General features: G+C 48.5%; 24 protein-coding genes. 3 read left to right on the top strand and 21 right to left on the bottom strand.

Translation table 11 applies throughout. From position 1 onward, the window contains the following. Window positions 1-8: 8 nt before the first annotated feature. The 3 genes from BM200_RS06450 to BM200_RS06460 are packed head-to-tail and all read right to left on the bottom strand — an operon-like array spanning window position 9 to window position 1,055. Window positions 9-350, bottom strand: a complete 342-nt coding sequence (locus BM200_RS06450; RefSeq protein ID WP_091182759.1) for a DUF1048 domain-containing protein — start codon at window positions 348-350, stop codon at window positions 9-11. A 52-nt stretch (window positions 351-402) separates the two neighbouring features. Next, window positions 403-750 (bottom strand): DUF1048 domain-containing protein, encoded by a 348-nt coding sequence (locus BM200_RS06455; protein WP_091182762.1) that lies wholly within the window; start codon window positions 748-750, stop codon window positions 403-405. Further along, window positions 747-1,055, bottom strand: a complete 309-nt coding sequence (locus BM200_RS06460; RefSeq protein WP_281248350.1) for a PadR family transcriptional regulator — start codon at window positions 1,053-1,055, stop codon at window positions 747-749. Before BM200_RS06460 ends, BM200_RS06455 begins: the two co-directional genes overlap by 4 nt. Before the next feature lie 222 nt (window positions 1,056-1,277). Here BM200_RS06460 and BM200_RS06465 point away from each other — a divergent pair, with 222 nt between their 5' ends. Next, a complete protein-coding gene (locus BM200_RS06465) occupies window positions 1,278-2,564 on the top strand; it encodes a galactokinase (protein ID WP_091182765.1) in 1,287 nt (428 codons plus the stop codon). 158 nt (window positions 2,565-2,722) lie between these two features. Here the strand turns inward: BM200_RS06465 and BM200_RS06470 are convergent, their stop codons facing one another. The 7 genes from BM200_RS06470 to BM200_RS06500 form a co-directional block, all read right to left on the bottom strand. After that, entirely contained in the window at window positions 2,723-3,151 is a 429-nt protein-coding gene (locus BM200_RS06470; RefSeq protein ID WP_091182768.1) for a small multi-drug export protein, read from the bottom strand. A 170-nt stretch (window positions 3,152-3,321) separates the two neighbouring features. After that, complete coding sequence (locus tag BM200_RS06475) at window positions 3,322-4,443, bottom strand: GerAB/ArcD/ProY family transporter (RefSeq protein WP_091182771.1); 1,122 nt, start codon at window positions 4,441-4,443, stop codon at window positions 3,322-3,324. A gap of 19 nt (window positions 4,444-4,462) precedes the next feature. Next, window positions 4,463-5,620: a Ger(x)C family spore germination protein gene (locus BM200_RS06480; protein ID WP_091182773.1), complete on the bottom strand. Its 1,158-nt coding sequence runs from the start codon at window positions 5,618-5,620 to the stop codon at window positions 4,463-4,465. Continuing rightward, the gene (locus tag BM200_RS06485; RefSeq protein ID WP_139230757.1) at window positions 5,617-7,098 is read right to left on the bottom strand and encodes a spore germination protein; all 1,482 of its coding nucleotides are present in this window, start codon (window positions 7,096-7,098) and stop codon (window positions 5,617-5,619) included. The genes BM200_RS06480 and BM200_RS06485 overlap by 4 nt, the downstream gene beginning before the upstream one ends. Before the next feature lie 247 nt (window positions 7,099-7,345). Beyond that, entirely contained in the window at window positions 7,346-7,774 is a 429-nt protein-coding gene (locus BM200_RS06490; protein ID WP_091182777.1) for an ester cyclase, read from the bottom strand. Between the two features lie 120 nt (window positions 7,775-7,894). After that, complete coding sequence (locus BM200_RS06495; protein WP_091182779.1) at window positions 7,895-8,368, bottom strand: cupin domain-containing protein; 474 nt, start codon at window positions 8,366-8,368, stop codon at window positions 7,895-7,897. A 49-nt stretch (window positions 8,369-8,417) separates the two neighbouring features. Then, window positions 8,418-9,425 carry an oxidoreductase gene (locus BM200_RS06500; protein WP_091182781.1) on the bottom strand — a complete coding sequence of 336 codons (1,008 nt, stop codon included), beginning with the start codon at window positions 9,423-9,425 and terminating at the stop codon, window positions 8,418-8,420. A 207-nt stretch (window positions 9,426-9,632) separates the two neighbouring features. Between BM200_RS06500 and BM200_RS06505 the strand changes: the two genes are divergently transcribed. Continuing rightward, window positions 9,633-10,190 (top strand): TetR/AcrR family transcriptional regulator, encoded by a 558-nt coding sequence (locus tag BM200_RS06505; protein ID WP_091182783.1) that lies wholly within the window; start codon window positions 9,633-9,635, stop codon window positions 10,188-10,190. A 231-nt stretch (window positions 10,191-10,421) separates the two neighbouring features. Here the strand turns inward: BM200_RS06505 and BM200_RS06510 are convergent, their stop codons facing one another. The 3 genes from BM200_RS06510 to BM200_RS06525 all read right to left on the bottom strand — a co-directional run bounded on the left by BM200_RS06510 (window position 10,422) and on the right by BM200_RS06525 (window position 13,125). After that, complete coding sequence (locus BM200_RS06510) at window positions 10,422-10,775, bottom strand: glyoxalase superfamily protein (RefSeq protein ID WP_091182785.1); 354 nt, start codon at window positions 10,773-10,775, stop codon at window positions 10,422-10,424. 197 nt (window positions 10,776-10,972) lie between these two features. Continuing rightward, complete coding sequence (locus BM200_RS06520) at window positions 10,973-12,112, bottom strand: GNAT family N-acetyltransferase (RefSeq protein WP_175532757.1); 1,140 nt, start codon at window positions 12,110-12,112, stop codon at window positions 10,973-10,975. A 128-nt stretch (window positions 12,113-12,240) separates the two neighbouring features. Then, the gene (locus BM200_RS06525) at window positions 12,241-13,125 is read right to left on the bottom strand and encodes a LysR family transcriptional regulator (RefSeq protein WP_245772916.1); all 885 of its coding nucleotides are present in this window, start codon (window positions 13,123-13,125) and stop codon (window positions 12,241-12,243) included. A 97-nt stretch (window positions 13,126-13,222) separates the two neighbouring features. On the opposite strand from BM200_RS06525, the gene BM200_RS06530 reads away from it, so the two are divergent. Then, entirely contained in the window at window positions 13,223-13,966 is a 744-nt protein-coding gene (locus BM200_RS06530; protein ID WP_091182791.1) for an MBL fold metallo-hydrolase, read from the top strand. Window positions 13,967-14,128: 162 nt separating this feature from the next. Here BM200_RS06530 and BM200_RS06535 read toward each other — a convergent pair whose 3' ends face one another. The 8 genes from BM200_RS06535 to BM200_RS06570 all read right to left on the bottom strand — a co-directional run bounded on the left by BM200_RS06535 (window position 14,129) and on the right by BM200_RS06570 (window position 22,408). Continuing rightward, window positions 14,129-15,073: a phosphotransferase gene (locus BM200_RS06535; RefSeq protein WP_245772917.1), complete on the bottom strand. Its 945-nt coding sequence runs from the start codon at window positions 15,071-15,073 to the stop codon at window positions 14,129-14,131. A gap of 56 nt (window positions 15,074-15,129) precedes the next feature. Next, entirely contained in the window at window positions 15,130-15,459 is a 330-nt protein-coding gene (locus tag BM200_RS06540; protein WP_091182793.1) for a hypothetical protein, read from the bottom strand. Window positions 15,460-15,554: 95 nt separating this feature from the next. Continuing rightward, on the bottom strand, window positions 15,555-16,856 hold the full coding sequence (locus BM200_RS06545) for an ankyrin repeat domain-containing protein (RefSeq protein WP_091182795.1): 1,302 nt from the start codon (window positions 16,854-16,856) through the stop codon (window positions 15,555-15,557). A 72-nt stretch (window positions 16,857-16,928) separates the two neighbouring features. Continuing rightward, window positions 16,929-17,411, bottom strand: coding sequence for a cysteine hydrolase family protein (locus BM200_RS06550; RefSeq protein ID WP_091182797.1), 483 nt, complete (start codon window positions 17,409-17,411; stop codon window positions 16,929-16,931). Window positions 17,412-17,594: 183 nt separating this feature from the next. Next, window positions 17,595-19,052, bottom strand: coding sequence for a CehA/McbA family metallohydrolase (locus BM200_RS06555; protein WP_091182799.1), 1,458 nt, complete (start codon window positions 19,050-19,052; stop codon window positions 17,595-17,597). 11 nt (window positions 19,053-19,063) lie between these two features. After that, window positions 19,064-19,933: a carbohydrate ABC transporter permease gene (locus BM200_RS06560; RefSeq protein ID WP_091182802.1), complete on the bottom strand. Its 870-nt coding sequence runs from the start codon at window positions 19,931-19,933 to the stop codon at window positions 19,064-19,066. Window positions 19,934-19,936: 3 nt separating this feature from the next. Further along, window positions 19,937-20,812, bottom strand: coding sequence for an ABC transporter permease subunit (locus BM200_RS06565; protein ID WP_091182803.1), 876 nt, complete (start codon window positions 20,810-20,812; stop codon window positions 19,937-19,939). Between the two features lie 144 nt (window positions 20,813-20,956). Next, window positions 20,957-22,408 carry an extracellular solute-binding protein gene (locus tag BM200_RS06570; RefSeq protein WP_091182806.1) on the bottom strand — a complete coding sequence of 484 codons (1,452 nt, stop codon included), beginning with the start codon at window positions 22,406-22,408 and terminating at the stop codon, window positions 20,957-20,959. Between the last annotated feature and the right edge of the window lie 177 nt (window positions 22,409-22,585).

The following is a 22,585-nucleotide window of genomic DNA, read 5'->3' on the forward strand; positions in this document are numbered from 1 at the left end:
AACCCCCTTTATTTCTTCTTATCCTTAACCTTCTTGTCGAATTCTTTGTCAATCGCTTCTTGAATGATGTCATCATAAGTTTTTGAATCTTTGATTAGATCATCGCAGAAAGCCGCTACATCACTGCCCGTCACTTCAAGCACGCCTTTCCCCAAGGCAGCGCCCCCTTCGAATAACTCGACAATCCCCGAGAGTAAACCTGTACCTTCGGTCAGCTCCACAGGGCCGACCTTAAAGAAATATTTTTGAATCTCCCTGTAAACAATCTGATAATCTTCCGGAAGCGCTTTGACACGCGCCACATGCGCTCGCCACTCTTTTTTGCCTTCGATCATATCTCGAATACTCATTATTTCACCCTCCTAGAGCTGTTTGTAATGATTCTAGCTTAGAATAGATAAATTATTTGCCTAATTTTTTAGCGATATTTTTGTTGAGCTGCTCGCGCCACTTATCTCGAATAGTCTTTGCCCCTTCTTCGCTTGCTAGCGCGGAACAGAAGCCTTTGATATCGTCCCCCAAAACCTCTTGAACGCTCTGACCGTCCGCCGCCGTTTCTTCGAGCAGGCCAAGCACGCCGTCCAGAATTGGTATGAGGTTGCGGCCTGTAAAATCGGAGTGCGGCCAAAGATTAGCATTAATTTCCCCCCATGCCGCTTGATAATCAGCCGGCAGCTTTTTGACTCGCGATTCAAAAGATTTCATTTCTTTCGTCATGTCGCTGCCGGTAATTTTTTCCCAAAAATTCATGATTGTCTCTCCTTTAACTCGTTCATTTTTGATGATACGAACAACCATTTATCCCAGAACCTCCGCAGCTCCTCGCGTCCCGCGTCATTAATCGCGAAAAACTTTCGCGGCGGTCCCATGTCGGAGGGCTTCTTGGTAATCTCCACCAGCTTATTTTTTTCAAGCCGGATCAGGATGGTGTACACCGTTCCCTCCACAACATCCGTGAAGCCGAGGGCGTTCAGGCTCCGCGTAATTTCGTACCCGTAGGTTTCTTTGCGGCTTATAATTTCAAGGACACAGCCCTCGAGAACCCCTTTGAGCATTTCCGTCAGGTTTTCCAACACAATCACTCCTTGCTATTCTGTACCACTGGTATTCAGTGATACTTACTACAGCTATAAAGTAACACTTAGTAGTTGAGTTGTCAATAGCGTTTGCTCACGGATATTGCTTTTCTTAAATATCCTATCCGCGGACGCTGCCTTTCGGTACAATGGACATGATAACTACTACTCAAACCGTTAGAGCCAGGAGGAACTTTCAAGATGAACGAACAATTCGAGCAGCTTTTTAATTCGGCTGAGGCACAACAACTGCTGGAGCAGATGTACGGCAGCGAAGAACGAGAACGACAGATCGACAGGTACCGGAAATGTATGGATGGATACCGTGCGCAATATGGAAAGACAGAGTCATTGAAATACTTCAGTGCGCCGGGTCGCACAGAGATTGGCGGCAATCATACGGACCATAATAACGGAAAGGTACTGGCAGCTAGTATTCAGTTAGATACAATTGCAGCGGCATCAGCCGTGGACACCGGAGTCATTTCCGTCATTTCCGAAGGGTATCCAGGTATATCCGTCATCCATCTAGATGATCTGGAGCCGCAGGCAGGCGAAGGCGGAACGGCTGCTTTGATCCGCGGTATTGCACACGGTTTCCAGCAGCACGGATACCGAATCGGGGGATTCAATGCTAACGTCAGCAGTAACGTGCTTCCGGCATCAGGCCTCAGCTCCTCTGCATCTTTCGAAGTTCTGATTTGCCAGATTTTAAATACTTTTTATAACAACGGAGAGATGGATGCGGTCATGATGTCTCGCATCGGCAAGCATGCCGAAAATCTCTATTGGAACAAGCCATCAGGGATGCTTGACCAGATGGCCTGCTCGCACGGTGGTATGATCACAATCGACTTTAAGAATCCGGCAGAGCCACGGATCGAGCGTATTCCAGGTACCTTTGAAGCAGCAGGCTACAGCCTTGTGATTGTCAGCACCGGTGGTAACCATGCTGACCTGACGGAGGATTACGCTTCAATCCCCAGAGAGATGCGGGCGGTGGCACAAGCCTTCGGTGTTGAGGTATGTCGCGATTTGACGGCAGAGATGATCTACGACCGGCTCGCGGAACTCCGCGCAACTGCCGGAGATCGAGCGGTGCTTCGGGTGCTGCATTACCTGGATGAAAATGACCGCGTCGGGCGGCAGGTAGAGGCTATTAAGGCTGGTGAGTGGCAGGACATGCTGAAGCATATTACCGCTTCAGGTAATTCCTCGTGGAAATGGCTGCAGAACATCTACCAAGAATCGGTATCCCGTGAACAAGGGATTGCTCTTACACTCGCCATTACCGAACGTTTCATCAATCAGTTGGGCGACGGTGCATGCAGAGTACACGGTGGCGGCTTCGCCGGCGTCATTCTCGCCGTTTTGCCACATGCGGCGGTAGCGGAATACCGAGAACTAATCGGGCGTACGACCGGAACGGAACTGTTCAAGATACGCGTGCGCGAAATCGGAGCGGTCTGCTTGAATACGCAATTGTAGGTTAGACAGCATTGAAGGCTCCCCTTATACGAACAGGTTAATTGCAATTACCTGTCTATCGTAAGGGGAGCCTAAACATGCGGTGAGCTGCCATTAGTCTTATCTGGATTACATTTCCTTTGGTTCAACGAGACAATCCTCACAAACCCGTTTAATCTCTAGAATAAGCCAAAACCGTAATACGTCGCTGCCGCGAATAAAACAGTCCAGAATACAAGACTCACAGTCATCCAGATGAGGACGTTTTTACGCGGGGCATTAAAAATCATGGCGAAGACGACTGCAACTTCCGTTCCAACAAGCAGCGGACCGATTACGGCGAGGCCAGGCAGTCCATACTTAACGAACACTTTATGCGCGCGTCTGCTCTTTTTGCTTTCCTGCAGCTGCCTCTCGTCGTACATGCGTTTTTTGTTCCTCCACTCCTGCCACCTGTGGAAGAGGAAGATCATCAGCAGAACGGTAAGCCAATTGCCCGTAAAAGCAAGAATTGTCGACCAGACAGGATTTAAACCAAGCGCAATCGCCAGCACGACAACCGCCGAAGACTCTATCCAGGGCAGCGCCGACAAAACGAAGACTGCCAAGTAAGACCATTCTTCAAGATATTCTCAAGCATCGTTGACCTCCTTCTAATCTTGATGACCTTTATTTATATGGTTAATTTGCATGTTTTTGTTCAAATGCGAGAAAATGTTTCAGTTATGTCCTCATGGTGAATCAGCCGCTGAAGAAGCAGCTGGGCACACTGGCGCGTTCACTCTTCAACATTTTTGATCTGATGGTTATGAGCTTTCTGGATGATCGACGCTATCCATAGAATAAGTGGAATTAAGAGCCCGCAAACAGGAAATAATACGTAATTCCACAAGCTAAAGAACAGATCAAAGATAGTCGCTACAGGACTAATAAGAGCTGTAATAAAAATGATTGGCGTGACGATCCAAATCACAACGCGCCAGTCTTCTATCCTAAGCCACTGCGCTGTTTCATAGCTTATAACGAATAAATAGATAGACAACGTGCTTGTGATTCCAAATATCCATAGTGAAAATATAAACGTATCGATGTTTTGAATGAAATCCATAATATCGACCGACCTGGAGTAGGAAAAATAGAGATCCTGCATTTTGGCTGCCATCGACGGTCCAAATACCGATATACCAAGTACGGTTATAATAACGAACGTAATCGAACATAAAGCGACGGCTCTTAACGACCAAGCCGATGCCTTTTTGGCTTCATTATTCATAAAAGGAATTAGAACCAATAAAAGCATCGATCCTCCAGCAAAAAGAGGAGCATGAGGCACTGTTCCTTTTATGATGGTCAGCCATCCTGTATCATAATAGACGGGAAGCAATCTTCCCCATCTTATATTTTGCATATTCAGAAAAAAGGTCGCAAAGATCACAGCAAAAAAAAGCGGTCCTACAATATCATTAAACCTCCCGATACCCCCGATTCCTCCACTTGTCAAAAAAACCATCAAAATCACTATGATCAACATGATAATCCATTCGGGAGCCCGATCAAGCAACGTACTGTGAATAAATTCTCCCGAGTAGCGCAGCATCATAGAGCAAATCAATATCCATGCAATGAAATAAGGTAAAACGACGACTCGCCCGAACCACCTGCCTAGAACCCTCTGACAGAATTGGACCAAGGATTGATTAGGGTTGTACAATCGAAGACGGGCTAGCAGGTAGCTAAAGACGGCAACCGCCATTCCGCCTAAGGCGATTGAAATCCATGCATCCTGCTTTGATATGACAACAACTTGTTTGATGAATGGAAAGACCAGGCTCCAATTAATGATTTGGATCAGCCAGAATAATTGAATCCCCGAAAGTACCATGTACCCTTTCGATCTCACCGATAATCCCCCCAACTACTTACTTTAATTCAACGGGTGCCGTAACTTGCCCTGGTGTTTTGCATTTCATTTTCACTTTTACCGAAACTTGAAGCTCGGAAAAGTAATTATCCCATCTCCCTTTGAACTTATGCCATTGGCGCGGGTGTTGATAATGCAGGGCTTCTCCAAATCTGAAAATATCAGAATGATATTGCTGCTGAACTTTTTTGATTAACTGTTGGACTTCCTTCTGTATCTTGCTATTGATTATATTTTCAAGTAAGCGAAGTTCTTTTCGCATTGCCGGATTCAAATTCGTGTTGTTTTCAGCGACGGTTCCGCTGCCGGTTAGGTAAAGGTCTACTTTTATCTGTTTATTGACAATTCGAGTATGGACCCGATATTCCAAATTCGTAAAATATAAACTGATATTGTCATGTTCTTTTCCGGCAATATTCAAGGAGTAATCAAAACTGGATTGCCTCCCAGTCATCCAATTGGTATACACGGATTCTTGATCATCCAAAAAACCAGCCAATTTTAACCCGTTTGTCTTGTTGAATACGGCGATGCCATAATAATAAGGCTTGGAGTCAGCCGTGAGAGCAATCGCAGGCGCGGATGGATGTACCCCTTCTGTAAAAGTATCTGCCATAAAATCACGGAAGTACATATAATGCAAGCTGAGCACATCTTCTTGACGCTTAAGCGCAATAGACATGTACGGTTCAAATACAGATTTTTTAGATAAGATTTTTTTTGCTTGAGCATCTTTTACAACAAACAGCTTTGAACGCAGCTCCGACCGAGGATTGCGAACGAATTGATCCAATAAATGGCCGATTCCTTTTTCCGCCAAAGGCTGGCCAATAACTACAACTTCGCGATGTCCCGGAAACAATTCCCTAGACAGTTTCTTTTGCATGTTCCGCATGGCATCGGAAACATTGATTCCGGTAGCGCTCGTCAATTCGAAACTTTTATCTGTTCCCCCTCCCCCGCTATCCTGCCCGCCGCTCAACCCCGCTGGTATTGCAATTTGAAAGCTCACCTCAAGCTTTCCGTCATCTGTCAGGTCTAAGCCTTCCCCCATATCGAATGCAAGACGATCCGGCTCCCTTCTGTTTTGGGTGCAACCGGTCATCATGGAAAGTAACAAGAGAATCAGCATCCATAGTTTACATAATCGCCTCATGCGTTTCCGCCTTTTCTCCTCTGATCTGCGTTTTTTGTAATTTTATACGGCCAACGAATCCACCAATCCTTAAGCCATTGTCCGGCAATTGGAGCCACCGGGGAAAGGTAGGGCATCCCGAAGGGGCGCAGCTGAACGAGATGAATCAAGATGGCAACAATTCCGGCCACCAGCCCAAACAGGCCGAATAAGCCGGAAAGAAGGATCAAGGGGAACCTAAGTATTCGTAGCGGAATCCCGAAGCGATACCGTGGAATGATGAATGAAGCGATACCGGCCGCCGATACGACAATAACAATGGGTGAAGATATGATCCCGGCGCGAACGGCCGCCTCACCGATGACGAGTGCACCAACCACACTCACAAGTGGACCAATCGTTTTTGGTAAGCGAATCCCAGCTTCCCGCAGTCCTTCAAACATAACTTCCATCATGAGTACCTCAATTAAGGTCGGAAAAGGCGCTCTTTCACGAAGGGCTGCGATGCTGATCATTAATTTGGAAGGGACCAGCTCTTGGTGAAAATTAGTCAATGCAATGTAGAATGAGGGTAAGAGAACTGAAAAGAGGGAGAAGAAATAGCGGATTGTCCGATTCAAGAAGACATACAGAAACCGCTCGTAATAATCATCCGGGGCTTGCAGCCCGCTCCAGAAGGTCATTGGAACAACAAGGACATAGGGCGTACCGTCTGTTAGAATGGCTACTTTTCCCTCCATTATTTCGGCAGAGACGACATCGGGCCGCTCCGTGTTTAGCATCTGCGGGAAAGGAGAAAAATGCGTATCCTCTATAGACTCTTCGATATACCCGGATTCAAAAATACCATCCATTTCAATGCGGTTAATTCTGGCAAGAACTTCATCCAGCAGGTTCGGGTCTACTATGCCCTCAATATAAGCGACGACTACATTCGTTTTTGTAAGCTTCCCTATCTTTATTGCTTCCAATTTCAGCTTCGTCGTCGCGAATTTTTTGCGGATTAGAACCGTATTCGTCCGGATGTCTTCTGTAAAGCTTTCTTTCGCACCTCGAAGAGTAGGCTCTGAAGTCGATTCTTCAATACTGCGAGTGGGCACTTTTTTGACCTGGGCGACGCAGGCAACCCCTTCCCCATCCGCTAATATGGCTAAATCACCTTTTAAAATGTGCTCTGCGATTTCGTCAAAGTCGGATAGTTTCTTCACTTGCAATCCTGAATAAAGTTCCCGCTCGCACATGTTGGTGATGTCCCCAATTGCGCCGAACCCTTGTGCTTGCCCTTCGAAAAGAATCGGCTTTAGCAGATTGGATTCGATAAGCTCAACATCAATCATGCCGTCGACATAGATTAACAGGATCCTGATTTTTCTGTGCGAATTCATTTCACGAAAAACAATATCCGAACACTTCTCAAACGCTTTCTTAAAATCCGACTTATTTTGATCTATATCTTTCGTTATCGGTTGATTTGAGGCTTCCATTTTTAATTTAGACAAGACCAATTGGAGGCTCCCCTTTCATTCCGCTTACATCGGATGATCGCCTAGTGTAGGATAGATTTTCCTGTAACGATAACTATTATTCATGTGCCACGGCCTGTAATATTCCCCTGATGTCAAGACACGAGGCGAAATAAAGCCAACGACCTTGGAGATAAGTTCTTATCATTTGCTCAAAACTAGAACTTATTTAAATAAAAAAAAAGCCGCATATTATTATGCGGCTTTCGATAGGTTTAGCAAATTAATCAATTGCAGGCTTCGCTAATTGCTGCGAGAGCTCGTATGCGCTTCGCTCTACCCAATTGCGGGCGAGCTTACCATCGCGAACCTCCCATACTGCGATGCCGGAGAGCTGAATCGGACGATCGTCGGGAGGAAAACCGAGAACACCTTGGTTATACCCCGTGACTACCCAGCGCGAAACGACGCGGGTACCGTCGGCGCTGCTGAACATGTCGAGGCTCTTTAGACTGATGTCGCGGATCTTCGAGGTGAAGGTTCGCGCCCACTCCTTAAAGGCAGCGCGGCCCACGACATCACCACCTGGGTTCGAGAGAATAAAGTCATCGGTGCAGAGACGGTCGATTGCGTCAAGGTCCTGCGGAAGGTTGTAAACTTTGGCCCAGAACTCCGTGAGAAGCTCTTCGCCGTGGCTGCTGAATGATTCCATCTGTCAAAATCACCTCATTCAAATATTTAGTTAAGACGGAACAGCCAGATTTAGTACTAGGCTGTCCCGTTCCTCTTTTTTTAATTAATGTTATGAAGTCCAATTGTCAGGTTCCAAATATTAACGGGATTGCTGAAGGATCGGAGGCCCAATAATTAGAGTATCATTCTGCTCGGCCAGCCGCCCAATTTCCTCGAGTGAATTTCGGCCGATTTCTGCGAAGAAATCGTCAATACCGCCAGGTGCAAAGGTGAAAAGGATACGTCCCATTTCGGATCCGACGTTAGCCCACGCGTGTGGTACACCGCGAGGAACCACGACGCTCGTTCCTGGAGTAGCATCAAATTCCTCTTCCCCGCATTGGAAACGGAAAGTTCCTTCAAGAATCTCGAATACCTCTTCCCTTTCCTTATGAATATGCTTCGGTGGACCAATTAAAGCTGGCACACGCGCTTCGATAACGGTTATCGCTCCTCCAACTTGATTGCTGTGGATGCGAATGGCCATTTGTTCGCCCGGCATCGTGTCAAACCATTCCAGATCCTTGGCGAAAGTAACGACTGCACCGGCTACGGCTTTATTTGTCTGTTCCATCTCTCATTCTCCTTAGTAAAGATGTTCTGTTGCCCTTGCAACTTTTCTTTTATATCGCAAACGTTATTCCTAGCAGCTGTTCACTAAGGCTCCAGAGCCGATCTGCTGACTCGGAATCGACTGCATATGGCATCACGCCTGAGTCCGTTAATGTCGAATTGTTGTCCAAATAAAATTCGGACTCTGCATCATGCCCCAAAGTAGCGATATCGCAGTTCTCACAATAGACGCCGCCCATATTGACAAGCTGTGGGCTCGTCGCGCACCATACGCTGGTAGCTGCTCCTTGCCCTACCGTCTTGAGATTTTTCGTTGGGTCGAGGACCGGCTGTCCATTCTCGTCGATGACACCTGCCGCGAGCAGTTCCTCCTGCGAAAGATGTTTTTCGAGACCAGTGCCGACGATGCTGCCCGGATGAAGGGAAAAGGCGCGCACGCCGTCGGCCTTGCCGCGTTTGTCCAGCGCGACCGCGAAGAGAATGTTGGCCGTCTTCGACTGGCCGTATGCCCCCCAGCGATCATAATCGCGCCGTTCGAAGTTGGGATCATCAAACACGACAGGGGAAAAGTGATGTCCCCAGGAGGAAACGGAAACCACACGTGCGCCATTCGCTTTACGAAGCGCAGGCCACAGCCGCGCGACAAGCTGGAAATGGCCCAGATGGTTAGTCGCGAATTGCGATTCATATCCACGCGAATCGCGAGACAAGGGAGATGCCATAATGCCTGCGCTGTTTACCAGGATGTGCAGCGGCTCACCTGAGGCAAGAAACTTATCAGCAAAGGCATTAATCGAGGCAGGGTCCAGCAAGTCCATCACTTCAATTTCAACCCCATCGATGTCCGCCAGTGCGGTCGTTGCTTTGTTGAGATCACGCGTCGGGACGATGACCTTGGCGCCAGCCGAACGCAGCACCCGCACGGTCTCAAGTCCGAGTCCGGAATATCCGCCGGTGACGATGGCCGTTTTGCCGGACAGGTTAATATATTTAATAACGTCTTCGGCTGTTGCTGAAGCTCCAAAGCCGGAGCCGATAGGTGTTTGCAATGTTGTCATAGAAAGTTCTCCTTTAAATGTTATTATAAAAAATGACTTAAATATCCTCGATAATAATGTCCGCAAGTCCACCAAATACGGTTTTGATTTATGTTGTTGTCATGTAGTAGGACTCCTCACTTAGATATTTAGACAATATACGTAATCTGTCTATATGACTATAGTATACGACTAGACAAACTTTGTAAAGTGTATAATAATAATTTCATGGACGACAAAAAGAAGCTTCATATTCTATCCGTTACATTGGACGTGTTTTTCAAGTATGGCTATAAGCGAGTGTCTATGAATGAAATTGCGGAGGCAGCAGGTATTTCGCGTGCGAGTCTCTATCTGTACTTCAAGAACAAGGAGGAAGTTTTTAACGCGACGATTCTTCATTATGGCGACATTCTCATTAAAGAAATTGTGGGAGGCCTTCCTTCCAGGAAAACGCCTGAAGACAAAATTTTATATGCGTTCGAGGTATGGTCAATAAACAATTTCGATCAATCGTTGAACTCGCCGGAAGTAAAAGATATGACTGACAGCTCATTTTCCTTTGCTCAAGAGGCACTCGATGCAAGCTACAATAAGCTTGAAGTCGTTCTGATCTCAATATTGGAATCTCAGACAAAATCCGACGGCAAACTTAACAGCCTATCTACAGAGAAATTGGCGCATCTTTTAACAAGCGCATTGCGCGGGTTTAAAATTGTCGCCAAAAACTCGTCGGAGCTTCGCCAAATGATTAAAGACTTGCTGCTAATTATTCTGAATAAGTAGTAGAGGCTGTTTCTTCTTCTGCTACAGGGAAAGCCGAATATAGAGCGGCTTAGTCACCTGAAAAACGAAACTAAGGCTGCCAATAGCTGGCAGCCTTAGTTTCATTTTTGCTATTATATCTAACTATTCATTACTCATCCCATCTGGAATGAAATACCTGATGACAGAATTTAAGACGCCTAAACCCGGCAGAAGCAGTTCGCACACATCGGCGTTAGTCGTGCCGCAGGTCTAATTTCCATGAGCAAGGATGTTGATAAGCTTGCCGAAAGGATCGCGGACATAGAATCGCCGAACTCCCCATGGCTCATCAACAAGTCCGTATTCTATCTTATATCCAGCACTCTTCATGCGTTTAAACATTGCATCGACATCATCAACTTCAATCGAAAGATCGGGCGTAGGCGTATTGGAGCCGCCCTGTGAGGCGAAACTTATTTGAACGCTCTCCTCCCCCAGCAAGCCATATGTTTCAATCCAACCATGATCCATTAATAAGTCAAGTTCGAGCATGTCCTTGTAAAAACTTTTTGCTGCCGAAACATTGTGTGAATGAATATTGGCAACTATTCGTTTTACCCTCATTTTAAGACCTCGATCCTAATAGTATATGAACCAATCATTATCCGTTGGCGCAAGCAACACAAAAAACGAGTTCATTCTAATGGTCTATACTGCAGTCACGATGATTGGCCGATTCTTTGTCACAATTATGGTGTGCTCGTGTTGTGCCGCAAAGCTGTTGTCGGGTGCACATAATGTCCATCCATCCATTTGCTCATTCATATAAAACACAAACCTGCCGTATACGGAAACGGGATCGGGAATATTTCCTGGTAGACCTGGACTAAGGACGGCAGCGTTACGTCTTCTGTTCCGGCACGGCCAAAGATCAACCCAATCAATTCCTCTTCGCTCAAATCTACCGGAGGTCGGTCTGTAGCATCTTTTAATTGCCAGAAACTGTTCTCCTTCCGGGTCAACTGAAGACCGGTTGCACCTGCATGCTTCTCCAGCCAAGGAGATAATTGGTCGATCAAAGCTTCGCCGCTCAGGATACAGACCGTGCCTGGTTGATTTTCCAGCGTCGACGGAATTGAAGATAACTGCGCTTGAATATCCTTCTCGTGCCACGGAATGGGAATCTCTAGCGACTGTAAGCCGTAGCGGCCAACAGCTTCGACGAACAGTCTCACAACCGCATCTGAATCGCCGCCATATTCCAGCACTGCCCCGTTTGGATTAGTCTCCGATGACACTCCAATAATCGCAAAGCTTGATATCTTCCCGTCTGACTCCTCTACCAGTACCCGCTGACTCATTCTCATTACGCTTGCGATGGCTTCCGCCTTAAGCAGCGTGCCGAACTCATTGACGCCAAGCTGATAGCGGACCATCCGGGTTTCCGCTGCCTCCTGCACGGCAAACCAATCGTCCGGCCGCATCTCCCGGATCTCGTTTTTCATTCCGGAGTTGCCTAGCAAAGACTCCGCTTGCAGCCCATTCATGCGGTAGCGGCTAATTTTCCCGAACAGTGCGCAGCCTGCCCGCGTATACAGCGAACGATCTCCGGAAACAAGCAGCAAGGATGCTCCTGCTTCTCGCGTGAATGACTGAACTTTTTCCAAAAGCAAGCTTGCATAACCTTTGCCTCTTGCCGACGTTTCCGTACAGACTGAACCAAGCGAGGCTACGCGCAGTGCAGCTTCGCCGATTCTGACCGTCCATAGAACTACGCCCATAAACGATACCAATTTTCCGTCTTCCTCGAATGCGCCGTAAGATAAATGCATGGCCGCATCGGAGAAAAGGAAAGGAAACAATTGGCCCATGGATGTCTGATCATCATCTCGGAATGTTGCATCCGACAATCGGACTGCTTCTTGCATTTCAGCACCTGTCAATCTTCGGATCTGTACCATTTTCATTCCTCCGCTCTCGACTCTATTAACCGTGGTTCCTGTCAAACTTCTTCGCCATATCGTTCAGCAATTCCTTTACCCGCTGCTATGTTTATAGGATTGGAGTAGATCTTGGATTCGTTTGAAAATCATGAAAAAACGGCCGTCACATACTCCGAAAAACGTTTCGCCGACGGCGCCAAAAATTTATCCCGTTTCTTGACGAGTCCGATTTCGCAGATGCTTCCTTCGTCTTTAATAGGCAACCACACCAAACCGTCGAGCATTAATCCGCTCGTTTTGGGAAGGATCGATAACCCGAGTCCGGCAACCACAAAACCCGCCACTGTCATCAAGTCCTCCGCTTCGTATGCTACGGCCGGTTCAAAACCGACCCGGCTGAAGCAGCTTTCGAGTGTCGACTTAAGCCCGCAATAATGTTTTACTTCGATAAACGGTTCGCCGGTCAGCTCCTTAAATTCGATTGTTTCCCGCTGCGCAAGTCGATGTGAAGGAGAAACCACGACATACAAGGGCGCCTTCACCATCGGTAACCATTCATAATCGTCCGATTCCAACTTGGCGGATGAAATCATAAGATCACAATCGCCGCTTTCCATATTCCCGCTAATGAATGTATGATTCCCTTGCACCAATTCGAACCGGATCTTCGGATGCCTCTCACGAAACCCTCGAATAAGCTTGGGTACCAGCTCCGCGCCAAGAATATTCAGATAGGCGACCCGGATGACCCCTGAATCGGGATTAGCTTGTTCTTCAAGCGCTTGCTTTCCCCTCTCCAACTCGGACAATGCGCGTTCCACCGATTCGGCAAACATTCTTCCATAACGGCTAACCTGGATATTCCTGCCTCTTCGCTCGAATAGCGGCACCCCCAATTCTTCCTCCAATTTGGATATGGAATGGCTTAAGGCCGGCTGCGTAATCGCCAACACTTCGGAAGCCTTCGTTACATGTTGAAACCGAACGACGGTAAGAAAATAATCAAGCTGAGTCAGCTCCAATTTAGTCATCCTCCAATTCATAAGTTAAATTCATGGTAATTATTATTATAATAAATTAGACGTTATGAATGATCAAGCGTAAGCTATAGCAAAGGAGATGATACAGATGACAACAACATTAAACTTAAAGACGATTGAAATCGATACGAACTTTCGAGGCATGCAGGAAGTACTGCATCCCGTGCTGATTTGGGACAATCGGGAGGCCGTCTTGATCGATGTCGGAATCCCATTCCGGTTGCCGTTGTTTCTAGAAGCTATGGCTCAAGAGGGAATCCCCTCTCACATGCTCAAAAAAATCATTTTAACCCATCATGATTTGGACCATATCGGAGGGTTAACGGAGCTTCTGAACGCTTTCCCGCATAAAATCGACGTACTCTCGACCGAAGAGGAAAAACCTTATATTCAAGGGGAGCAGCCGCATTTGAAGATTACCCCCGCATTCATCGACCAGTTTCGCGCCGCGCTACCCGCCGAACTACCTTCGGAAAGACGGAATGCAATCCTTCATTTATTGGAACATCCCCCCACGGCCAAAGTGGATCAAATAGTAACCGATAGAGAAGAACTCCCTCTCTTTGGCGGAATCGAGGTCATTCATACGCCGGGCCACACCCCCGGACATATCAGCCTCTATCTGAAGCAGCACAAGCTTCTAATTGCCGGAGACGCCATGATGATCGATAAAGGGCGTTTTGTGGAACCCGACAACTGCGTAGATGCGGATTTGGCAAAATTATCGCTAAGAAAATTGTTATCCTACGACATCCAAGCCGTTATCTGTTATCACGGGGGGCATTGCGAGGATAACGTTAAACAGCGTATCGAGCAACTGGCTTACAGTTAAATTGTTAAAAAGTAAATACAGGAATAAAAACAGCGGCCGCTATGGACAAAAAAACAGAGTCCTAGTACGCCGCTGTTTTATTGAGCTATCGTCTTTCGATTTCAATCTTCAAAACTTCACTCCTTTTATCATCGCAACTCCTGTCTTCCCTCAGATTTTCAGCTAATCCATAACCATGTCAACAGCCTGTTTCGCAAACGCAGCATAGGCTTCGACCCGATCCGGACATTGATCTATAGCCCATCTGAGGGTGTCGAAAGCTTTTAATAGCAGCAAATGCCTCATGTCAGCAAGGTCATTTTCACTTATTCCGTACCCGTCTAAAAACGCTTTGTATTCCTCCCTATTCGGGCTTTCTCTTAGTCCCAGCATCTGGCCCTGCATCAGCTGAGCAAAGGTTCCATGTGGTACCGCGCTCACTTCCGCATTGCACCAATCCAACAAGAAAACCTGGTTTGCCTGATTGATAATCGTATTTTTCAGAGAGATATCTCCATGGTTTAAGCCAAAACGGAACGCTTCTCTCTTCAATCGCTCAAACCGTTTTCTTATACGCTGAGAGTCCTGCATAGTTATTACCCCAAGCTGAATTAAGCGATCATGCTCCGTCAAACTATCCATATTATATTGCAAATATCCTTGCCAACTGCCGTCAGAACCTGAATGGGGAGGCGACTGAAACTCACCTTCGACGGGATCAATCAAATTTTCTCCGAAACCTTTTACTTGAATAGAATGAATAAGCCTGGCATATTCGCCGAGTTGTCTCCACACTTCAGACTTGTTAATTTCACTGTCCAATCCATTGTCGCCATCTATAAAGGTTTGAATCATATAGGCTGTATCTTCAAAGATACCAATGGACAATACCTCCGGTCCAAGAACACCGACTGCGGCCGCTTGCTCAATACACCATTTCTCTTTGACAAAGTTTGCGAACAAAGCTTTATCATTCATGCGGACAACGACTTTGCTATGCTCTGTTATCACTACGCATACCTGATTATCCATTCCTTTATCCATAATCTGGTATGAATCTTTTACCCGTTCCCGAAGAAAATCGCCTGCAATTCGTTCTGCCTTGGTAACTATGGAGTCTTCCATCATTGTTTTCATTCTCCTTATGTACTTTACTCCAACGACTTTACGTTCTAATGCTCCCTTTACTGTTTTATATAAGTATCTCCTATGTCCATTAACCCTTTTACAAAGATACGCTTATGAGCGATATCACCTTTGTAACCGTACACCCATTCTGGCCAAATGTAATCGGTGATTCCCCTTTTTCTACCTTCGAAATACGCAATACCTATTACCTTGCCAAGATGATCTGTGTCGGATTCTTCATATACATAACGATTATTCTCAAATACTATGGTGTCACCTCTAATTTCGTACTGATCAACCCAAACTCTTGTATTTAGAAAATAAATCGAAGCAAATAACAACAAAAAGAGAATAACTGCTGCCGCCCCTATTTTCCACTTTTTCACACCGATCCTCCTTTATCTCGTCGATTTTCGGAATATCTCCGACGATTTATTAGTAAAAAAGCAGACTGCCCTAGTCGTGCAATCTGCTTTTGGTTTTATTGCGATGCTCCATGCTGAATAAGAACCTGTTGCACATCCTCGCTACCTGCTGCTTGATTTGGAAGTTTAGCGCCTGCTTGGACGAGAGCTTTGATTACCGCAGCATAATTTCCGTTTGGATTTCGAATATGAAGCGATCCCCAGATGCAGCTGTTCAAAGGAGTTCCCCCGAATTCATTCACTGCATCCACAGAGGCGCCATGCTCAATAAGCAGGTGGACGATATCAGTATCGCCTTGTCCCGCGGCATGATGAAGGGCGGTAGCTGAACGTTCATTGCGCCGCGCATCGACATGGAAACCAACTTCGAGCATGAGTCGAACCGCATCTATTTGATGACTCCATGCCATATCTGCAATGACGCTCTGTTCTTCCGGCTGAAGGGTTTGGACGATTCCCGGATATTCTTCTAATAGAAGATCAACTGTTCTTCGGTCTGCCCGCATACAGGCAAGCAGCAGTCTATGCTCAACTGAACTATAGGTCAGCATCAGCTCTGTCATAGCATCATGACCTAGCTGCTCCGCGAGAAAGAGCGGTCTCGCAGCTCGTCCGATATTGTATTCGTAGATATGCCCTCCCGGAGCGGTGAAGTCCCCTTTTCCAACCTGTACCTGTAGAGAATTTGGATCTTCCTTCAACATACGGCGGACAAGCTCGATGTCCCCTAGCTTACAAGCCATAAAAATATCCGTTTGGGCTCCGCGTTGCACGAGATGCCTGCACTGGTCCAGATGGTTCACCGCATATTGAGCAGGAGTACCGTTATGGTCTAAATCTCGTTTATCAATATCAGCACCGTTATTCAGCAGGAAATCGATAATCACATGCGAACCTGCATAATGCAGTGGAACCTGCCCATCCGGCCCGCGAAGATTGACGATGTCCGGCTCCTCTTCCACCATTTTCTGAAGCGTTTCCAGCATTCCCAGTGCAGCCGCGACATGAGGGTCCACATGGGCTCCCCGTTCGATAAGATAACGGGATAATTCATGATGATTATGATGCAGAACGCCGAAGCCTCCCGCCCACCAGCTGCTTTTGACATTGATGTTCGCCCCGTATTCCAGCAATACATCGACCATCTTGCGGTCTCCCTTATGTGCGGCACTAACAATCGCAGGCGTATCAAAAGCAAACCAGGGTTCGTCGATTCGTGCTGTGAGCGATGGATGATGTTGCAGTAGCTGTCCTACAGCTTCGGAGTCGCATTCGTTTACTGCCTGTTTGAATTGTTCAAGGACACTCGTTTCCAGCTCATCATTTGAACTCGTCATATGGTTCTTCTTATTAGTCATAATACGATTATTCCTCCCAGCGTGCTGAATCGAGACTTGTCCTACAGCTGCTATAAATAGTTTATACGAGCTTTAAATGAAATATTGGATAGCCGGATATGATATTACATTTCTATCTCTATACATGGAGGTTATTGCATCGCTATGCGTGCTTAATACTCCGTTCTGCAAAATTACGGGTTTAAACCCTCTTTCAACTGCTCCGTTATAAGTAAACACCACACATTGTTCTGCAGCATTCCCGGAAATAATCAAGAACTCTATGCCCTGGTCTGCTAATATTTGATCGAGTTCTGTTTTCCAGAATGCGTTTGAGTATTCTTTCGTTACAACCAAGTCAGTATCTTTCATTTGAACATCCGGAATGGTACGATATAAGTCTTTATTTGATTCTAAAATCCCTTCATTATCTTGAATATGTATAATCACGTGCCTTTTAGACCGAAGCATGTCAGATACATGATTGATGTACTCACAAGCTCTATTTATTACCTTCTTTTCAATACCCTGCAGATGGATGGCTTGCATATCAATAATTAGAAATCCTATTTTCATCGAAGCTGCTCCTTTATGAATGAATCATCTATGAACCATTCTCTTTAATTCTATAAAAATGGCAGCTTATCCTGTATCGAAGGTGTTAAACCAAAACAAAAAAAAAGCCGCAGGATATGCGACTTTCTTTGTGAAAATATTCTTGTCGCTCCGCGAGGTCAGGACAGGCTATTCGCCGGCGCCTCATTCCACCTCGCGCTCGATATACAACGGGTTCGTCAGGCAGGTCATGACGGACTGGGCTGTGCTTGCTCCGTCTCGGCGAGCTTCCAGCCGGTAGAACAGCCGATCGGCCTTCCCTTCGAACCGCAAGCGGACACGACCGTCCGGAGCCTCGGCCGCCGGAACGTGCACCGCGGACGTCCCCATGGCAGCGGCAGCGGTCATTGCCGGAGCACCAAGCTCGCGCAGCGCGGCGATCTCGCGCTGTACGACCCAGCCGCCGTCCGAAACGTCCGCTTCCCACGCCTTCGCCGGAACTTCAGCCGATGCGGCGATGTGCCACGCCGCTTCAATTCCGCGATCCGACCACAGTGTGACGTGGTCACCCCGCGCGCCTTCCACGTCGATGACAAGTGGAATCGCTCCCGTCCCGTCGATCTCCGCCCGCGGCATCTGATCGCCGACGCCGTACGCCCCGGACGTCAGGTTCAGGAATGTCTCGTCGGGATCGAACGACAAGACGACGCGTCCCCGCCGAATGCTATCCAGCACGCCCTGCGCCGTCCCGGTATCCGTCCGCACGGCAGCCGTTGGCCGGCCATGCTTCACGAACCGGTCTTCGGCATGCGTATCGCTACCCCCGAGCGCGATCAGGCGGCGTCCGGCCGCCAGCTGTTCCTGCCACCAGGCGACGGCATGCTCGTTGAGCGCCCGCCACGGGCCGTTCCAGACTTCGATCGCGTCGTACGGCAAATCAAAGCCAAGCTCCCAAGGGCAGGACGGACAGAACGGATGGTTTAGCGACACGAAGCCGCCCTTCGCCCGAATGTCGCCCAGCTCCGCTTTCGCTCCCTCCGGCGTCGTGACGCGGAAGTCCCGCAGCGCCTCCGGCGCTCCGTACACGTTGGCATGGCCGAAATAGCTCGTCAGCTCTACGCCTGGCAGCAGCAGCAGTCGCTCATCGGGCACAAGCGCGGACTGGTTCTGCGACAACGTATTGTGGTCGGTCAGCGCCATGAAGTCAAGTCCTCGCGCGGCGCACGACGCTTTGGCCGATTCTATCGTATACCGCCCGTCGCTATGCACGCTGTGCATGTGCAGGTCGCCTTTCATCCATCTTTCGTGCGGCTCGGTCAGCACGACGTCAACCGTCACCATCGTACCGTCCGCGGGAATTTTGTACGCTCCGAGCAGCACAGCCCATTCGCCTTCGATGATCGGTCTTGCCAGATAGCCCGGCGTCGCAAGCTCCGTCCCGACAAAGAACGAAGCACGGGCGCCGCCGCTCCAGCCGACGATCCCATCCGGTGAACATAGACCGATGTCGACGACCGCCTCCGCCCCTGATTGCTCATAACGGTAAGACACATCGATGCGCTCCACGCGCCCTTCCAAATGAAACGGAACCTCCAAATAGGAGCGTTCTTCGTCCTTGCCGATCCTTCTGTGCATAGTAAGCCGCCGTTGTCCCTTCTCCATCGTTCACCCTCCTATTCTTTGCTGGCACCGAGCAGAATGCCCTTCATGAAATATTTCTGCACGAACGGGTATATGGCAAGCAGCGGAATAATGCTGATGACAATACCCGCCATCCGAACATTCGTCGTGACCAAATAGGTACCGGAGTTGCTGCTCGTGTCGATGATCATTGCTTTCAAAGCGACTTGAAGCGTATATTTCGTGGAGTCGCTGAGGAACATAACCGGCGCCGTGAACATGTTCCACCTTCCGACGAACTCGAACAGCGTCACGGTCGCAAGCCCCGCAGCCGCAAGACGCAAGTACATCGTCAAAAAGATGCGGAATTCGCCGGCGCCGTCGATCTTGGCGGACTCCGACATCTCATGCGGAATGTTCAGGAAAAAGTTACGCATGAGCAGAATCGAAAAACCGGATACGAGACCCGACAGCACAAGCGCGGTCAGCGTATTAATCAGGTGCAAATCCTTGTTGACCACGTAGAGCGGAATCATAATCGCTTCCTGCGGCACCATCATCGTAATCAGAATGAATGTAATCATCAGCTTTCTGCCCGGCAGACGGGGATAGATGAAGACATAACCCGCCAGACTGGACAGCAGCACGTGCAGAGTCGTGCCGATCAGCGTCACGATGACGCTGTTGAGCAGCGGCCGCCATATATCGAGGCTTTTCCATACGATCTCGTACCCTTCCGCATTGAACTGCTTCGGCCACAGCACGATATCCGGCTGCATGGAAGCGGTGCCCGATGAGAAGGATAGTGCCAGCACGTTAACAAACGGGACGATCATGGTCAGCATCAAGACTAGCAAAAACAGCGCGTTTAACGTATCGAATGCTTTATTCTTCCAACCTAACCGTTCGAATCGATCGGACATTGTTTACACCTCATCAAATCGTGTCATTCGCCGCACGACGAGCGTCAGTGCCAGCGTTATTATCAGGATGAAGAAGCTGGCCGCGGCCGCGGGGCCGAGCTTGATCTCCAGAATCCCTTTCTGGAACGTGTACATCATCAGCACATCCAACTTCGAGGCGACCGTAGGGTTGCGCAGAATGAACACCTGGTCGAAAATCCGCAAGACGCCAAGCGTATTCAGCAAAAAAACAACCTTCATCGTGTTGCCGAGCTGTGGGATCGTCACGTAAATCAGCTGATTCCAACGCGACGCACCGTCCATGCGCGCCGCTTCGTACAACGACGGATTTATGGACACGATGGCCGCCAGGAACAGAATGCAGGTGTAGCCCATTTCCTTCCAAGCGGTGAGGAGAATGACGATCCATCGCGCTAAGGTTGGGTCCGACAAGAAATTGATCGGCGATATATGAAAAAAATGAACCAATAACATATTGACAAGGCCGTTGTCCGGCGACAATAGGAAGATCCAGATCCCCCCAATGACGACCCAGGACAGCAAATGCGGCACATACAGAATCATTTGGGTCAGCTTCTTGTACCAGGCCTGCAGCACTTCGTTGAGCGACAGCGCGAGGATCAGCGGCGCGATGAAGCTGAAGAAGAGGATGCCTCCACCGATAACGAGCGTGTTGACCATGGCATCCCAGAACGTCGAATCGTGCAGCACGGCGTTGTAGTTCGTAAACCCGACATAGGGCCGGTCGCCCATCAGCTTGTAATCCTGGAAGCTGGTCTGCAGTCCTTTCACGAGCGGGTAATAAGCAAATACAAGAAAATAGGCGACGACCGGCACCATCATCACGTAAAGCGCGCCGTATCTCTTCAAGATCTTCATGACTTTATCCACGTCCTTATCTGGTAAAAGAAACCAATATCGGGAAGAAAAGCGGGCAAGCAGGGGATTCTTGCTCCCCTGCCTGCCTCATCGTGCTATGCAAGATTTGCGAATCCGATCCCGCGGGCGGCGGACTCGAAAGGCCTATTCGTCGATCAGTTTTTTGCCTAGCAGCTCGTCGTGCATTTTTTTCACGGCTTCGGCGGCGTCCATTTGGCCGGACATTGCCTTGAGCGCGTAATCATTTACGATTTTTTCCGCATCCGGCCATGTCGGCAGCGTCAGCTCAAGCGTCGCGTTCTTCGTCACGAGATCCTGCGCTTCTTGGACACCAGGCAGTTTGCCGAACGGATATTTGACGTTTTGGTTGTACCAGAACGGCACCCCGTGGTCCATATTGTGCTCCGTGCCGGTTGGCGTCAGCTTGTACGCGTCGCCTTCCTTGGTATAATCCTCATTCTCAATGCCCAGGCTGCCTAGCATGATGCCCGGTTCCGTATGCCAGAACTCCAGGAATTTCTTCGCGGCGTCCGGATGTTCGGCGTTGGCTGGGATAATCCAGAAGTCCGGATCCCCGCGGCGCATAAGGATACTGCCGTCAGCGCCCGGAATGCTCTCCAGCGCTTCCGCCTGGAATTTGGTGTTCGGGTCTTCCGTTTTCTTCATGCTGTTGAACATGCCAACCCAAGCATCCCAGTACGTAACCATGCCTACGCGGTCTGTGAGGAACAAGTTACGCATCTTTCCGCTGTCGTTCGTGACGAAGTTCGGATCCATGATGCCTTCTTTCACGAGCTTCGCGAACCATTCATACATCGGGACCGCTGCTTCCGTCGCGTACGGGATCGTGCGTTTGCCGTCTTTCATCACGTAGCGGGCTTTAAGACCCGCCGCGCTCATGAAGCCTTGGATATCATATAAACCGGATGTGCTCAGACCGTACGTATCGTTCTTGCCATTGCCGTCAGGATCATTTTCTTTGAACGCTTTTAGGACGTTGTAAAACTCATCGAGCGTCTTAGGTTCTTTCAGACCCAGCTTGTCGAGCCAGTCTTTACGGACAATCGGCATCGTGCCGCCCTGGAATTTACTAAAGACGGCCACGATATTTCCGTCCTTGCTCTTCAACTGATCCCATTCACCCGCCGGAACGACGGCCGGATCGGACAACACCGGAGATTTGGTGACAAAATCGGTCAAATCCGACACGACTCCTTGGTCGACGAAGCTTGCCAGCTTGTTAAGATCGCTGAGCTCGATCAGGTCATACTTCTCGCCGGAGCCGAGTGCGGTCAGCACCTTTTGGTCGTAATCGCTTGCCGGTTTCTCGAGCTTCGCTTCAATGCCTGTCAGGCGTTTGATCTCCGCTTCGAACTTTGCGTTCTCTTCCGGCGTCTTTCCGCCAATGTTGGCGTCGAGAATGCGCAGCTTCATATCTCCGGCCGGGGCATTCGCCGGTGCATTGGCTGGCGCGTTGGCGGCATTGCCGCCTGTATTCGCCACGTTACTGTCGTCGCTTTCCGAGCCGCAGCCCGACAGAAGCATTGTTCCTGCGACGGCGACCGTCGACATCGTCAACCATAATTTGTTCTTCATTTCGTTTGTTACCCTCCTGAACACGCGAGCATCATGCGTGTTGTGTGATGTGTGATGGATCGTAAACGTCGTGAACCAAGCGATTGACTTGTAAGTTAAACGGCAATTAAATAAGCGAAACGAGCATGGCGGGCAGACTTGCAAAGCGTCAACCGTGCGAGGCCGGCCGAGTTCGAT

This window comes from Paenibacillus catalpae (assembly GCF_900112695.1).
Classification (GTDB): Bacteria; Bacillota; Bacilli; order Paenibacillales; family Paenibacillaceae; genus Pristimantibacillus; species Pristimantibacillus catalpae.